Source organism: Vibrio pomeroyi (assembly GCF_024347595.1).
GTDB classification, from domain to species: Bacteria; Pseudomonadota; Gammaproteobacteria; order Enterobacterales; family Vibrionaceae; genus Vibrio; species Vibrio pomeroyi.
On record NZ_AP025506.1, the window covers coordinates 2,914,785 to 2,931,795 of the forward strand.

Below are 17,011 nucleotides of genomic sequence, written 5' to 3' on the forward strand. Positions count from 1 at the left end.
CAGGAACTCACTATGAAACTGAACAAATCATTCGCAGCTCTCGCTATTGGCGCAGCACTTGTTGTTACTGGCTGTACATCAAATACAGGCTCTGAAGAACTTCAAGCCAACCAATTTAAGAACGTTATCGACCGTACTGGCTCACCAGAATACATGCGTGATTACGACTTTGATGACCACCAGCGTTTCAACCCATTCTTCGATTTAGGTGCATGGCACGGTCACTTACTACCAGATACAGCTGAAGGCATGGGCGGTTTCCCAGGAACGGCGCTGCTTACCGAAGAGTACATCAACTTCATGGCTGACAACTTTGACCGCCTGAGGGTGTTCAAAGATGGCAAAAAAGTCGCGTTCACCATGGAAGCTTACAGCCTGCCAGGAGCACTGGTTCAGACACTAAAATCTGACGATGTGACGGTAGAGATGACAATGCGTTTTGCTTCAAACCGTACCTCTCTGCTAGAAACTAAAATCACTACCGACTCTCCTGTTAAATTGGTGTGGGATGGTGAACTGCTAGAAAAGACCCATGCGAAAGAAGGCGTGGCACAAACCGACAAAACAATCGCTGAAACCTACCCTGAGTACGATCGTCAAATCGTTGCAACTGACGATGGCTTGAAGGTAACTTTCGGTAAGGTACGTTCAACATGGGATCTGCTGACTTCAGGTGAGTCTGAGTACCAAGTTCACAAATCGATTCCAACCCAAACCACAGTTGATGGCCTAGCGTTTACTTCAACGGCAAACATTGAAGAATCGACCACCATCTACACCACATACTCGCATGTGCTAACGGCAGAAGAAGCACAAGCTGAACAGCCTGAAATCAAAAAGATCATGGCAAACCCGACTGACTTCTTAGCGGCAGCAGCAGAACGTTGGGAAGGCTACCTTGAGATGGGCTTAACCAACCCGAACGCAACACCAGAGCAAGAGCGTGTTGCAGTTAAAGCGATGGAAACCCTGAACGGCAACTGGCGTGGCGCTGCAGGTGCTATGGAATTTGACTCAGTCACACCATCAGTTACAGCACGTTGGTTCTCGGGCAACCAAACATGGCCGTGGGACACATGGAAACAAGCTTACGCTATGGCTCACTTCAACCCAGATGTGGCGAAAGATAACATCCGCGCGATGTTCGCTTACCAGATTCAGGCTGACGATGCGGTTCGCCCATGGGACGAAGGTTACGTGCCAGATCTACTCGCTTACAACCTAAGCCCAGAACGTGGTGGCGACGGTGGTAACTGGAATGAACGTAATACTAAACCTAGCCTAGCGGCATGGGCAGTAATGGAAGTCTACAAGACCACCAGCGACGAAGCTTGGCTAGAAGAAATGTATCCCAAGCTAGTGGCATACCACGACTGGTGGCTACGTAACCGTGATAACAACGGCAATGGCGTTCCAGAGTACGGCGCTGCGCGTGACAAAGCACACAACACTCCTGAAGGTGAAATGTACTTCACTGTGGTTCGTGGCGACAAGCATGAAACCGTCGTAGGCCAAGCAGCACTGGATAAAGTCGTGGCTGAAGGTAACTACGATTACATCGAAAGCCCAGCTCAAACCGCTGCATCTTGGGAATCAGGTCGTGACGATGCTGCAGCCTTTGGATTCATCGATAAAGATCAGCTAGACGCGTATGTCGCGAACGGTGGTAAGCGTAGCGATTGGGATGTTGAATTCGCTCAAAACCGCGCGGAAGACGGCACACTGTTAGGCTACTCACTGCTGCAAGAGTCGGTTGACCAAGCAAGCTACATGTACAGCGATAACAAGTACCTAGCGGAAATGGCTGACATTCTAGGTAAAGATGCTGAAGCGAAAGAGTTCCGTGAAAAAGCAGAGCATCTATCGAACTACATCAACACCTGTATGTTCGATGAAAGCACGAACTTCTACTACGACATTCGTATTGAAGACAAGCCTTTAGCCAATGGCTGTGCAGGTAAGCCGATTGTAGAACGTGGCAAAGGCCCTGAGGGTTGGTCACCACTGTTCAACGGCGCAGCAACACAAGCTCACGCTGATGCGGTTGTTTCTGTGATGAAAGATACAGGAGAGTTCAACACCTACGTTCCACTGGGCACAGCAGCACTTTCTAGCCCAGCATTTGGCCCAGATATTTACTGGCGTGGACGTGTATGGGTAGACCAGTTCTACTTTGGCCTAAAAGGTATGGACAGCTACGGCTACCGTGATGATGCGATTGAAATGGCAGGCGCATTCTTCGACCACGCCGATGGCTTGGTACAAGACGGTCCTATCCGTGAGAACTACAACCCGTTAAACGGTGAACAGCAAGGTGCACCAAACTTCTCTTGGAGTGCGGCTCACCTATACATGTTGTACAACGATTTCTTTACTGACGCAGAGTAAGTAAAACCTATACCTGTCTTCTGAAATCCAATGAAAGTCTAACCTCATAAATTTCAGGTTTTGGCACTCAGTTTCTCGCTGAGTGCCTTTTTTATATCTGAAGTAACGTAAGCGAAAAACAGGCCATCAGAGTATTTGGCCTACTATGATCCTTTTACTATCTAACCTATATAAAACCATTATTATCAACTAGCTAGGAAATAACCGTACTTGATAGTGGTAATGTTCTCGTTGCAACTTGAATTCATCATGGACACTTGGCGTCCATGAATCATCACCGCCTACACCCATATGAAAACCATCGACATAGACAAACAACTGGTCTTGCTCGGTTAGGTCACAAGTATGCTTCGCTTGTTGTAATTGCTGTTGACCAAAACGACTGACAGAGAACTGGAAATCGCCTTGTAGCTCAAACCCACCAATCACGGCTTCACGCACATCACAGCGCAATCCGCAGTCAGAGGGGAAAATATAAGGAGTATGCATCTGCTCGATACTCTGTTGATACAACCCCATATGCGCAGCTAATTTACGATCAGGATAGTTTTCATGCGGGCCTCGACCAAACCATGCCACATTCTCAGGTACATCAGCTAAAGCAAACGTAAGCCCAACACGTGGTAATGATGGCAACCCTTTCGCCGCTTCAACATGTACATCAACCTTCACCTCACCATCGGAAAATAACTGATAGCGCCATGTTGATAGCAATCGCACTTGCCCGGAAACAACGTGTGCAATTTTTGAAGTCACCACGGCACAATTGCCGGGAGTGCCAAAGGTAAACTCAATACATTCTGGAGACAGTTTATCCAGCCCCATGGCTTGCCAACGCGCCATCCAAGAGTTGGGGTCAATTCGATTGGCTTCACTAACACCAATATCGTTATCTAATGGCGCACGATAGAAATGGTCTCGAAGACCACTCGCTAATTGCTCGACACCTCTTAACTGCCAGCTCTCGAGAGTACCTGTGAGTCGATTAAATTCGATCTGATAATCGTCTCCTCTAATCGTCAGTGTGGTTCCCATTTCTTGAACTTTAGGAGGTTTCGCGGAAAGGTTCATATCGAGCAACAGTTGCGGTGCAGCAGGTAGAAGTAATTGTTCACTCGCGGTAACGTGCCCCTCATTAGCCCATGAGGTTTTGGCACTCAATACCACCTCTAAGTTCAAGTGATTGAGCGCATTAATTGAAGGCGTCACGTCGACGCCATCCAGCTCTAAACGTGTGCAAGAATCCGGTTCAATTAGCAGCTCAATACAGCCTTGACTCTGCACATCACCATCTTGGGTGATACTCCAGTTCAAGGTTTCAACCTGACTTACATGGAATAAATGCTCACTGCGTACCTCAATGACCAAAGGTAACGCAGAAATGAGAGTGAACTGATAAAACTGCTGCGCTTTCTTCACTTCATGCAGGGTTGGATGAACCGTCCTGTCTGGGAAAACCAAGCCGTTGATGCAGAATTGGCGGTCATTGATGTCGTCACCAAAATCACCACCGTACGCCCAATAAGGCTGACCGTTTTTATCTTGTTTGGTGATGCCCTGATCGACCCAATCCCAAATAAAACCACCTTGCAGCCTTGGGTTATCACGAAAGGCTTGCCAGTATTTATCAAAGCTCCCTAAGCTATTGCCCATCGCATGCGCGTATTCGCACAAGATCAGCGGGCGCTGTTCATTAGGCAAGGCGATGGCTTTACGAATACCGATACGCGGCGTAACCTCAGGTTGATGCTCAACCACAGGCAAATCCCAATCGACACGAGCATACATTGGACACAAAATATCAGTGGCAGCAGTGTTTGCGCCACCGCCCTCATACTGAACGGGGCGAGTTGGATCGGCCAGCTTCACCCATTGGTACATCGCGTGATGATTACGACCAATCCCCGACTCATTACCCAGCGACCAAATGATGATACTGGCGTGGTTCTTATCGCGCTCCACCAAACGAGTCATGCGACGCATATAGGCATTGAGCCAAGAAGCATCGTCCGACAAGCGACACATCGGGACTTGTCCATGAGTTTCAATGTTTGCTTCATCGACCAAGTACAGACCATATTCATCACACAACTCATACCACATCGGGTGATTCGGATAGTGCGCGGTTCTGACGGCATTAAAATTGTTCTGTTTGAGCAACTTGATGTCCTCAATCATCCCTTCTCGAGTCATGGTATGACCGAGCTCAGGATGATGCTCATGTCGATTCACGCCTCGAATAAGCAGAGGCTTACCGTTCACTTTTAGCAGACCATCTGTAATTTCAACACAGCGGAAGCCAACATCGTAAGCCTCACAATCGATCAATTCGCCTTGTTCATTCTCCAACGAGATAACACAACGATAGAGATAAGGAGATTCAGCGCTCCACTTGTGTGGGTTGGCGACTGAGTGTTGACTGTGTGCCACTTCCTGCCAAGGTCCTTTTTCATCGACATATCTTTGCCCAAAACCAACCACATCAGGCTCGCTCACTCGATGACCTTGAGCATCATACAGCTCAACCTTTACCTGATAAGCACCGTTACTCTCGTGACCATTTTTTGATATTTTGACATCTACATTGAGCTGCGCATCGCGATAAGCACCATCTAATTGAGTTTCAATTCTTACATCTTCGATCGCTGTTTTTGGCTTGGTGAGCAAAGTGACATCGCGGAATATACCGCTCAGCCACCACATATCTTGGTCTTCAAGGTACGAGCCATCCGACCAACGCAATACCATCACCGCAAGTGTATTTTCCCCCACACTAAGATACTCAGACAGATCAAACTCGGCTTGTAATCGGCTGTCTTGCGAATAGCCCACCCATTTACCGTTACACCACATATGAAAAGCAGAATTGACGCCATCAAAGGCTAGCCTATGGGTATCCAATAACGCTTCTTCGGTACATTCAAAACGAGTTCGATATAGCCCTGTTGGGTTATCACTTGGCACAAAAGGCGGTTGATCAGCAAAAGGGTATTTCACGTTGGTGTAGATAGGTTTATCGAAGCCCTGCATTTGCCAATTACTTGGGACATCTATCTGCGCCCATTGTGAGTCATCAAAGTCTTGAGATACCGATTCCTCCGTCACTAGCTCGGGGGCAGAAAACAACTGAAAGCGCCACTTTCCGTTTAGAAACAGCTTACGCTCAGAACGTTTAGCGAGTGCGTCGGCACCTGAAAGGTAGCCGTTCAAAGGCGCGTGAGCCTCAATAACATTGTGGTGAGTAACGTGTTGGTTTTCCCACTCGCGAGCCGAGATGATTTGAGAAAAGTTTCTCATGGAGCATTCCTTACTATAAACCGTGTAACGTGAATCATTGCGAGTGCGACTGAGTGACACAAGCGCTAGAGAACTAAACAAGCGCTAGCGAGCTAAACAAAAGCATTGGCAATGACAAACGAGAAAAGAAAAGCCGCAACCAAAATAGTTGCGGCTTATGAGTATTACTTGAAGGCGCGTTTACTCACCTTATCCAGTTTTTTCAAGATCTTATCGATTCGTTCAGGGTGAACCATAAACTCTTGGAACCCTTTCATGCCCTCTTTGGCCATTGCTGGGTTGGTGTCACGGTCGTAGAACTGAGCAGTACCAGCACTTGACGCTAACATCGCTACGCCTTTGTCTAAGAACGGGTCAGATTTCGCTTTGGCTTTGTTGTTGGTTGGGATCTGCAGCAACATCTCATTGATCAGTTGTTGGTTTTCAGCGCGAGCAACAAATTCAAGGAACTTACGAGCATCTTCTTTGTTCTTCGCTTTTGAAGGGATGTGTAGCGTATCCATTGGCGCATCTTCAGACATAGGAATACTTGGGTCGATCACTGGGAATTGGAAGAAATCCATCTTGCCATCCAACTCTTCCGGGAAGTTTGGCGTGATGAAGTTACCCATCAGGTACATCGCCGCTTTGCCGTTATACAAGAAAGGCTGTGCTTCTTGCCAAGAGTATGACGCGTGATTCTCCAGGAAGTAGCCTGGCTCAACTAATTCTGCCCAGTTAGCGAAGGTTTTCTTCACACGTTCATCCGAGTAAGGCACCTTGCCATCCATCAACTGGATATGGAAATCAAGGCCATTGGTGCGCATGTTGATGTAGTCAAACCACCCTGCCGCAGTCCATAGGTATTTAGTGCCTATCGCGAATGGCGCAACACCATTCTCTTTCAACGTTGCAGACGCTGATTTTAGGTCTTCCCACGTTTTCGGCTCACCAATGCCGTACTGTTCAAAAATGTCTTTGCGGTAATAGATACCCCATTGGTAATACGTGTATGGCACACCATATTGCTTGCCTTGAACTGTCATCGCTGGAGCGGCGGCTGCAAAGTCTTGCTTCATGTTTTTGTCTGCCCAAATGTCACTCACATCTTCAAACAAACCACGGTCAACGAAGGCTTTCATTCGGTTACCCGCATACCAGAACACCACATCCGGCGGCGAAGTCACCAGCCAGTTACGGATCGTAGTCTTATACGACTCATGGTCATATAGGTTGTACTTCACCGTAATATCAGGGTTCTCTTTCTCAAAGCGACTGATGATCTTTCCCCACGCCTCTTTGGGTGCAGGATCGGACGCATCTGAGTTAATGACTAACGTGCCAGCAAAAGCAGTGGTCGTCAGAGAGGCAGCAAGCACTGCAGAAGCAGCGATATGTTTCACGTATTTCATATTAAGGTCCTTGTTGTGGAGCTAAGCTCACTAAGTCCAATTTTTATTATTGTGTTGCGTAGAGTTTGTCGTGCTTGGTTACTCTTTTTGTATTAATCCACGATGGATTGGGTTCAATAAAGGCACCCGTTACATCAGCGCCTTTACATTGTTTCTATCCTTTCGTTGCGCCTAATGTGAGGCCAGCAATGAAGTGTCTTTGCATGGTAAAGAACAAGACCACTGGAGGAATCGCAGCGACAACCGCACCTGCTGACATAAATTGCCAAGACGCTAACCACTGCCCTTGCAGAGAGCTTAGACCCGCAGTCACAGGGCGAACTTCGTCACTCTGAACCAAAACTAACGCCCAGAAGAAGTCATTCCAGATGAAGGTAAACACCAGTACCGACAGTGCCGCAAGCGCAGGGCGAACCAGTGGCAACACCACATGCCAAAATATTCTCCATTCACTCACCCCTTCAACACGTGCCGCTTCAATCAATGCATCCGGAATTCCAACAATGAAATTACGCATAAACAAGGTACAAAACCCGGCTTGGAAAGCGATATGGAAGAAAATCAGAGCCCAGTGCGTATCGTAGAGACCAAGGCCAATCGTAAGGTCACGTACTGGGATCATCAGGATTTGGAATGGTACAAAGTTACCCGCGATGAACATCGCAAAGATCCATACATTGGCTTTGAAGTTGTACTTCGCCAAAGCGTAGCCAGCCAGTGTCGACAACGCCACAGCCCCTGCGACAGCAGGTAAAGTGATGATCAAACTGTTGATTAAGTATTGTCCCATCGAAGTCGAGGTAAAAACTTGGGTATAGTTTTCAATGAACTGAATCTCGCTCGGCCAGCCCCAGTAGTTACCTTTGTTGATGTCTTCCATCGAACGGATCGACGTCATCATCACCGCGATCAATGGCAATAACCACATCACGATCGAGAGCGGTAGAGCAACGCGATAACTGATATTAGTAAAGCGGCCAGCTTTTTGAATTGGTTGCGGATACATTATTTTTCACTCCTTAACATACGCCACAAGAAGTAAGCGATATAGATATCCATGATCAGGAATAGCACTACAGACACCGCGGCACCGTAACCCATGCGGTAGTTGAAGATAGACTCTTCATACATTTGATACGCCAGAACGGTTGAGCTACCCCAAGGGCCACCAGCAGTCATAGTCGCCACTAGATCGAATGAACGCAGTGCACCGATCACGGTAACTACGACCGCGATAAAGGTGGCAGGCCTTAGTTGAGGCAACACCACATACCACAACATGCGCCACTTCTTCGCACCATCGAGGCGAGCCGCTTCTAACTGTTCAGGGTCGAGGTTATTCAGCCCCGTTAAATATAAGATCATGCAATAAGAGATCTGCGGCCATAAGCCCGCAGCGATGATTCCGTAAGTCACATAGTCCTCATCTGCAAGTATCGAAACAGGCTCGAAGCCAAGCGATCCAAGAGCGATATTAAAAAGACCAAAAGAGGGATCGTAGAACCAAGAAAATACGAGACCGACCACCACTTGAGAGATAACAAACGGGAAGAAAAACAGAGATTTTACGACACGAATGCCCTTCACTTGTTGGTTGAGAAAAAGGGCAATGGCCAAGCCACACGGTGGCGCGAGCATAAAGAAGATCAACCAAAGGAAGTTATTCGTTAACGAAGTATAAAAAGCATCTGAATCAAAAAGCTCACGATAGTTCTCAAGCCCCACCCACTCTTTTTCACCTAAGCCATCCCATTCAAAGAAGCTCAACCAGATACTGTCTAAGATGGGGTAGATGACATAGAGCGAAAAGATTGCGATAGCGGGCGCTAAGAATAACCAAGGGGATACCTTGGAACTAATACGCCGCTTTTTATTGGCTGATGGGGTACGATTTTCTGGGTATATCGTTTTCACAGATTGCTCCATTTCCCGAAATTCCTTGTCTTCAAAGCTTTATTTTCTATTTGATGAATTACCAGTCATTTTCGTAAATTCAATCAAGCAGCTCAGCGTTTATAGTAATCACGTTCAAATATTAGGCTTATTGATAACATTACGCACAGTTATGTTTCATTTCTGTAAACGTTTCCACAAAAAACAATATGATTTGTAAAATTTGTATGACGAGGATCAATAATTCATGCGAGGCATCTAACAAATTTCTGATGAAAGCGTATGTTTTAAAGGCAAAGTGATGTAGTCCAACGAGGCAAGGAGAAAGCATGGCTGATATCAGCTTAAAACAGGTCATCAAACGTTACGGTGATATACAAACCATCCATGGTGTTGATCTAGAGATAAATAATGGCGAGTTTGTCGTATTTGTTGGCCCGTCTGGTTGTGGTAAATCAACCCTCCTACGCTTAGTGGCAGGCCTAGAAGAGATCACGGAAGGTGAGATCCATATTGGCGACGACCTAGTCAATGATGTTGATCCCGCTGAACGTGGTGTCGCGATGGTGTTTCAGTCTTATGCACTCTACCCTCACATGACTGTTGAAGAGAACATGGGCTTTGGCCTGAAGATGAATGGCGTCGCCAAAGAAACCGTAGAGAAACAGGTCACCAGTGCTGCGAAAACACTTCAGCTAGAACCTCTATTGAAACGTAAACCTAAAGAGTTATCGGGCGGACAACGTCAACGTGTCGCTATCGGTCGAGCAATAGTTCGTAACCCAAGAGTGTTCTTGTTCGACGAACCCTTGTCTAACTTAGATGCAGAACTTCGTGTCGATATGCGCTTACAAATCGCTAAATTGCATCAAGATCTGCAAAACACCATGATTTACGTAACTCACGATCAAGTCGAAGCAATGACACTTGCGGACAAAATCGTCGTGCTTAGAGACGGTCGAGTGGAGCAAGTCGGCTCACCTCTAGAACTGTACCATTCTCCTCAAAATGAATTTGTGGCAGGTTTTATCGGTTCTCCGAAAATGAACTTCTTACCTTGTTTGGTCAATAGTACCTCTGAGACTCATGCTCAACTGACCGTTAATGGCCTTAGTAAAATTAATCTGCCTCTGCCAAGTGACGGCCTTGCTGAAGGACAAAAGCTGACTCTTGGTATTCGACCAGAACATCTAGAGATCAATGGCGAGTCGGACATCACGATTGAGTTCCAAAGCGAAGTGGTAGAACGATTGGGCAACAGTACTTATATGTTTGGCCAATCATGTGGCGTTGATAGCTTTAAAGTTCACCTCCCCGGAGATCAAGAAGTCACTCGTTATCAGTCTCTCAATTTAAATTTCGCATCCATTAACTGCCATCTATTTGATGCTGAAGGTCAACGTATTAACTAGCTTTTTCAAACGGTAGAGCTGGCTCGAAACGCTAGCTTTACCTCATGATTCATCCACCGTTATCATCTTATTCTTCAGTGATTACCTCCCTTCTTTACTTCTTATCTCTCTATGAAACCATTCAAAAAGTTTCATGTACCCCGCTTAGTTTTTGGCTCTAACGACCTTATTGGTATTTTCTTTACCCTTAATAGCTATCCGGACATTAATTTGATAGTCGTTTACTAAATAATCGCTAAACTATAGTGTCGCCTACCCCTTTTTTTGAGAAAACCTAAATGCCTAATGCTGATTCCACCCTAAACAAACGTATGGGAATCGTTGCGCTCACCTGGCCAATTTTTATCGAAGTTCTTTTAAGAACGGCACTCAACACCAGTGATGTATTCATGTTATCGGGATACTCAGACAAAGCCGTGTCTGCCGTTGGTGTTATCTCTCAGATATCCTTTTTCCTAATCATCGTATCGACTATGGTCAGCAGTGGTACAGGCATTCTAATCGCCCAATATAACGGCGCCTCTCGCGATCAAGAAAGCGCTCAGGTCGGCGTTGCTAGCATCATATTGGCGATTGTTACGGGTGTATTGCTGAGTATTTTCGCTGTGCTAGGCGCTGAATACTTTATTCCGCTCTATCAACTTGAACCTCAAGTCGAACAATACGCTCAAGAGTACCTGTTCATCAGTGGTGCGCTGACCTTTAACGTCACGATAGGTGTGGTGCTCACCACGATCCTACGCAGTCATGGCTATTCAAAATCACCCATGGTCATCAATATGATTGCGGGTGTTATTAACGTGTTCGGCAACTACTGCGCACTCTACCAACCTTTTGGCTTGCCGGTTTACGGCGTGCAAGGCGTAGCGATTGCGACCGTCATTAGCCAAGTAATCGGGATGTTTATCTTGATTGGTGTCGTGAGAAGTAAGAGCATTGATCTACCACTGAAACAGTTTAAGTCGGTACCTAAAGCCATCTACCAGAAGATCATTAAGATTGGCTCGATGAACGCCGGAGAAGTGCTGTCTTACAACATGGCTCAGATCACCATCATGTTCTTTGTCGTGCAAATGGGCACGGCTTCGTTGGCAGCATTCACCTATGCACAAAACATCGCTCGCCTCTCTTTTGCATTTGCACTGGCGATTGGTCAAGGCAGCCAAATTCAAACCGGCTACTACATCGGCAAAGGTTGGATTGATGAAATCGCCAGCCGAGTGCAGCGTTATTTTGTGGTTGGCTTTATCGCCTCGACCACCATTACCTGCGTGATCTATCTGTTCCGTTTCGAGATTCTGGACGTGTTCACACAAGACCCTGAAATTCTAGCGCTGACGGCCTCTCTGATTGCAGGCTCTATTATTTTAGAAGCGGGTCGCGTGTTTAACCTGATCTTCATCTCTTGTTTGAAAGCCGCTGGCGACATCAAGTTCCCAGTGAAAATGGGCATTGTTAGCATGTGGGGAATTGGCGTCGCAATGAGCTATCTACTTGGTGTGCATTGGGGTTATGGCGTATTTGGTGCTTGGATGGCGATCGCGATGGATGAATGGTTCCGCGGGTTAATCATGGTTCGCCGCTGGCGAGCAAAAAAATGGACTCGCTTCTCTTTATAATCCAATAAAAACAATCCTCTACACAACACGTTAGGCATCTCAGTTATCGCTACTGGGCTGCCTTTCATAGTATTTGGCCTATGATGTTCCTTCCCGTTTATTAGCTGTACGGCCTCCATACCCTACTCGTTCAATCCCCTCTTATTTCTAATCACACCTCTACTCTTCATTACCTTCAATCCAATATAGAAAGTGTACCTGAGGAAAGCATTATCAACATTTTCTATATAAAGATTATTCAATCGTAGGGATTATCAAACAGAATCACTCGAACTACTATTATTTCGTCCGCTAGCCAAGACGTTAGCAAGACAGCTAACCAATAACTAAAGTGCACATACTCATTCAGAGCGCACAACGTGGAGAACATCATTATGTCTTACTATTCAGTACTAGAAGTAACACCAACAACAGACGCATGGGTTGCTGATTACATTGGCCCTGCAAACAAACTGGTTGCTCAATACGGCGGTAAATACCTAGCGCGTACTTCTAGCCACGAACGCCTTGAAGGCGACGCAGAACAGCCTGCACTTCGCATCATCATCGAGTGGCCATCAAAGCAAGCTGCGGTCGATTTCATGAACGATCCTGGTTATGTTCCACACCTAGCAGCACGCACTGCAGGTTCAGTTAGCCACCATGCGCTTATCGAAGGTAAAGACGACCTAGCGTAATCAAGAGTCCAATTCTTGGTTAATGGCTATGATTAAACATGACTATTTCCAAAAGTAGAAAAGCCGCACCATCATTGTGATGGTGCGGCTTTTTATTGTTCGCTCTAAAGCATTTAGCCTATAATGATCTTTTCACTCAACCAACTATTAATTAACGAATAATTAGATAGTTAATAAGTTATCTTAGAGCATCAAACCGTCGCTTCAACGCCCTTCTTTCGTTTTGCTAGTCGTCCAAAAATACCAAGCAACATAACAATGCCACACACGCCATAAACTTGCATGATGGTTGGATCGTCCGATACAAAACCAACATCAGAGAACATAACGTAAGCACCAAGCACCATGTAAAGAATAATAGCTGAAGCCTCGAAGCGGAACTCCCACGGCGTCACATCGATATTTTCGTTTACTGGCATCTCGTATTCAGATTCGCGAGGCATAAAGTGACCAATGATGAACATCAGCGTGGTACATACCACGAACAGAATCGCCAATTGGTGTAGGAAGTGAATCGGTGTTTTGAAGATTAGCTGCATTGCCGCATAAGAACTTACGAACACCACCAGCGCTACTTTAGCTGCTAGAGCAGGCACACGTTTAGAGATGTAACCAACAAATACGATGGTAAAGATTGGCACACTAAAGAAACCAGCCACCATTTGCAGGTACTGGAACAAGCCTTCAGGTGCATACATGATGAAAGGAGCAATACATACAGAGATAATCGCAATCACAACACCAAAGATACGTCCTTTACCGACCAACTCTTCATCCGTTTTACCTTGACCAAACAGCGGCTTATACACGTTCAATGCAAACAAGGTAGTAGAGCTGTTCAACACACCGTTGAAGGTACTCAGAATCGCACCAAACATCACGGCAACGAAGAAGCCAACTAACGGTTTAGGCAATACTTCGTTAACTAAACGGGTATACATGGTATCTGGGTTGCCCGCATCAGCACCAAACATGTGGAATGCAATAATACCTGGAATGATCAGGAACAGCGGAGAGATAACCTTAATTGCACCGGCAAGGATGACACCTTTCTGGCCTTCTTTTAGGTTCTTAGCACCCAATGCACGTTGGATGATCGATTGGTCAGTACCCCAGTAATACAAGTTCACCAACAGTAGACCAGTGAACAATGTCGAGAACGGCAGTGGATCGCTTTCTGTACCGACAGATTGAAGCTTCTCTGGCGCCGCATACAGCAGAATATCTAGACCCGCACCAAAGCTGCCCTCACCCAGAACCATCAAACCAAATACTGGAATCATCATGCCGCCGACAATCAGACCGATACCGTTGATGGTATCTGCGATTACTACAGCCTTAAGGCCGCCATAAATGGCGTAAAAGAAGCCAAGTAGCCCGATTGTCGCCGAAATTAACGCTATTGAGCTAAATTCAGAGATATTAAGTAAGGCTTGAACATCGAAGATTTCTCCCAGAACAACGGCACCAGCGTAAAGTGTGGTCGGCAAAATATTGATAACGTACTGGCACAAGAAAAGCAGTGTCACGAACTTCTTCACAGACATGTCGTAGCGGCTTTCCAAGAAATCTGGAATGGTGGTAATGCCTTGCTTCAAATAGCGAGGAACAAGCATCAATGCGATGATGACCAGCGTCACACCCGATGCGACTTCCCATCCCATCACACTCATATTGTGCGTGTAAGATTGGGCACTCATGCCCACAAAACTGGTAGCGCTTAGGTTGGTTAAGATCAGTGAACTGGCGATCAGACCACCGGTCAGGCTTCTTCCGCCAAGAAAGAATCCATCTTGTGAGGTGTTTTTATCGTTCTTAACTTTGTTGTAGGTATACGCGACAACAAAACCAGTAAACAACAAAAATGACAGCAGAACTGTAATAGACATTTTGTTTTCCTTTCGTTTAGTTATTGCGGCAGCACTACCTCGCTGCCGATTATAATTTTTATATTTAGATTTTTATTTGTAGGGGTACTCAGAGTTAGCAATTCACATCTTTTTTAGATGCACAATTAAGGCTGACTCCGGGTCTAAAATAGGTAAGGTCAATCCAATTTCTTTGAGGTTGTCACCGCTTAACGTCAGTGTTTTATCCAGCCATTGAGGGCGTTGCTTCATCAGTTGGAAACTGGTCTGCGGCATCTCCACCAGCTTCACTTTGTATTGAGCGTTGTCTTCGACACAACTGATTCGAAGGGGTGACGGCAGAGCATGATCTGGCATGGCTAATTGGCACACCGTAATCAACATCTCGTCATCATTTTGCACACCATAAATGTTCTGATTCTTATCCGCAGGATCCATACGGAAGCTACGACCAGAGTGCAGAATATGGCGGAACTGTTTATGTAGAGCGATATAGTGAGAGAAGGCTTGCTTCTCTTCTTGGGACTCTTTTACTGGGTCTAGCTCAACGCCCATGTGTCCCATTAATGCCGTTACACCGCGCATATTGATACTATGACGACGATTCGTTGAGTGGCACTCAGCTGGGCCAATGTGTGCGCCCATCACTTCTGGTGGAAAGAAGTAACTCATGCCCTTTTGAATCGCTTGACGCTCAAGCGCATCATTACAATCCGATGCCCAAAAGCGATGGGTACGCTTAAGAATTTCAAAATCGATACGACCACCACCAGACGAGCAAGATTCAATCTCAACCTCTGGGTGTGCCTCGTTAAGTTGGTCAACTAAACGATACAAAGCCTGAGTTTGACCGTGCACTGCAGCTTTGCCATTATGGCCAGGTTGAACCAATTCGCGGTTCATGTCCCACTTGAGGTAGGTGATGTTGTAGCGAGTGAGCAGATCATCTAAACGTGAGAACAGGTAATCAAAGCACTCTGAATTTTGCAGGTCTAAAACATACTGCCAACGACCAGAAGGCTGATGATAACCTTGCAAACCAAGCACCCAATCGGGATGGTTGCGGTATAGATTTGAATCTTGGCTCACCATTTCAGGCTCAACCCAAAGGCCAAACTCCATACCTTGTTGGTTCACATGGTCAATAACAGGCTCTAAACCATTCGGGTATTTCGCTTCATCAAGATACCAGTCCCCCAGCGCTGCACGTTCACCGTCACGCCCAACGAACCAACCATCATCAATAATGAAACGCTCAACGCCCATCACACCGGCTTCCGTCGCCATCTGCATGATGTATTCAGGTTTATGATCGAAGTAGATCCCTTCCCAAGTATTTAAGTGAACAGGACGTGGCTTATCGGTTGGAAAGTTGATGATGTTATCGCGAACAAATTGCTGAAAACGCTGAGCGATACCATTCAGCCCTGAATTGCTGTAACAGCCAAATAGCCAAGGTGTTTGATAGCTTGCTTGAGGTTCAAGAATGGATTCGCCCGCTAGCAATAACTCGCCAGCTTGCACAAAACGACGACCATCACTACGAACGTCAGCACGCATTTGGTGGTTGCCACTCCAACCTAAATGGAAGCCCCACACCAAGCCTTGCTGCTCAGAGAAGCCTTGAGTGCCGGCAAACATACCCGGAAAGTTTTCATGAGAAGTTCGACCGCGGCGGTTCTCTTGCATGAAACCACCGTGCTCAAAGCGCTGACGCTGTGTTTGGAATTCATGACACCAACGACCATGGAACGTCATCAGCTCATTAGCATGATTCGGAAGTGGCAGTGTTGAGGACAATTTGTTGAGGTAGTATTTACTGTCGCCTTTATTGGTAATCGTGACACGCTTTTGAACCACATCAGATTGGTATTCAAGCTTAATTTCGACGGTCAGTTCAAGCTTGGCTACCGTGTCTTCAAGAATAAATGTCGCTTGCTGCACGTTAGCTTCACCGTCTGTCGTACCAGCTTCAACACGCGTGGTATTGAATACAGGCGCCCAATCCAAGCCATCACGATGCCCTTCAACGCCCGGCGCGTTAAAGTGACCACTGCCCAGTTCAGGACATAGAGAAAGTGGCACATCGACATCAAGGCGCGCTTGAGAAATCGGTCTCTCAGTTGATAACAGCAGATCTTCATCAATGCTGGCGATCTTCGCTCCCCAGTGCAGGATCTCTGGAACACGCCCTGATTTGATGATCAAACTGTGGTTTTTACTTGTTAGATGAATAAACTCGCTCATAGCCAATCTCATATTGTTTTCGTAAACATAACTTGAGATTAATAGTGAACCTAGAGACTATAATTAATACTAAATCGAACAAATAACGTGATCTAAAAGCAGTTATTCCTTATGAAAATTTGCACAAGATCGACTGTTTTCGGAAACATAAATAGTGTTTCAAATGACATTTATTTGAAGGTGTACAAGGTTTATTTCATCAAGATTGGTTAGGCTTAT

10 protein-coding genes are annotated in these 17,011 nt (G+C 46.1%); 4 read left to right on the forward strand and 6 right to left on the reverse strand.

Annotated elements, in window-relative coordinates:
• Positions 1-12: 12 nt before the first annotated feature.
• Positions 13-2,388 carry an alpha-glucosidase gene (gene ygjK / locus OCV12_RS12725; RefSeq protein WP_261884801.1) on the forward strand — a complete coding sequence of 792 codons (2,376 nt, stop codon included), beginning with the start codon at positions 13-15 and terminating at the stop codon, positions 2,386-2,388.
• 189 nt (positions 2,389-2,577) lie between these two features.
• On the opposite strand, the gene OCV12_RS12730 is transcribed toward ygjK, so the two are convergent.
• The 4 genes from OCV12_RS12730 to OCV12_RS12745 form a co-directional block, all read right to left on the reverse strand.
• The gene (locus OCV12_RS12730; RefSeq protein ID WP_261884802.1) at positions 2,578-5,685 is read right to left on the reverse strand and encodes a beta-galactosidase; all 3,108 of its coding nucleotides are present in this window, start codon (positions 5,683-5,685) and stop codon (positions 2,578-2,580) included.
• Positions 5,686-5,849: 164 nt separating this feature from the next.
• A complete protein-coding gene (locus tag OCV12_RS12735) occupies positions 5,850-7,076 on the reverse strand; it encodes an ABC transporter substrate-binding protein (protein WP_261884803.1) in 1,227 nt (408 codons plus the stop codon).
• A gap of 154 nt (positions 7,077-7,230) precedes the next feature.
• Positions 7,231-8,082 (reverse strand): carbohydrate ABC transporter permease, encoded by an 852-nt coding sequence (locus tag OCV12_RS12740; protein WP_017632561.1) that lies wholly within the window; start codon positions 8,080-8,082, stop codon positions 7,231-7,233.
• Positions 8,082-9,002: a carbohydrate ABC transporter permease gene (locus tag OCV12_RS12745; RefSeq protein WP_261884804.1), complete on the reverse strand. Its 921-nt coding sequence runs from the start codon at positions 9,000-9,002 to the stop codon at positions 8,082-8,084. The genes OCV12_RS12740 and OCV12_RS12745 overlap by 1 nt, the downstream gene beginning before the upstream one ends.
• 296 nt (positions 9,003-9,298) lie before the next feature.
• On the opposite strand from OCV12_RS12745, the gene OCV12_RS12750 reads away from it, so the two are divergent.
• The 3 genes from OCV12_RS12750 (at position 9,299) to OCV12_RS12760 (ending at position 12,677) form a co-directional block, all read left to right on the forward strand.
• Complete coding sequence (locus OCV12_RS12750; protein ID WP_261884805.1) at positions 9,299-10,381, forward strand: ABC transporter ATP-binding protein; 1,083 nt, start codon at positions 9,299-9,301, stop codon at positions 10,379-10,381.
• Positions 10,382-10,659: 278 nt separating this feature from the next.
• Entirely contained in the window at positions 10,660-12,000 is a 1,341-nt protein-coding gene (locus OCV12_RS12755; protein WP_261884806.1) for an MATE family efflux transporter, read from the forward strand.
• Between the two features lie 374 nt (positions 12,001-12,374).
• Positions 12,375-12,677, forward strand: a complete 303-nt coding sequence (locus OCV12_RS12760; RefSeq protein WP_017632557.1) for a DUF1330 domain-containing protein — start codon at positions 12,375-12,377, stop codon at positions 12,675-12,677.
• Between the two features lie 191 nt (positions 12,678-12,868).
• Here the strand turns inward: OCV12_RS12760 and OCV12_RS12765 are convergent, their stop codons facing one another.
• Together OCV12_RS12765 and OCV12_RS12770 are read right to left on the reverse strand one after the other, a co-directional pair.
• Positions 12,869-14,566 (reverse strand): solute:sodium symporter family transporter, encoded by a 1,698-nt coding sequence (locus tag OCV12_RS12765; protein WP_261884807.1) that lies wholly within the window; start codon positions 14,564-14,566, stop codon positions 12,869-12,871.
• Positions 14,567-14,668: 102 nt separating this feature from the next.
• Positions 14,669-16,792, reverse strand: a complete 2,124-nt coding sequence (locus OCV12_RS12770; RefSeq protein WP_261884808.1) for an alpha-galactosidase — start codon at positions 16,790-16,792, stop codon at positions 14,669-14,671.
• Between the last annotated feature and the right edge of the window lie 219 nt (positions 16,793-17,011).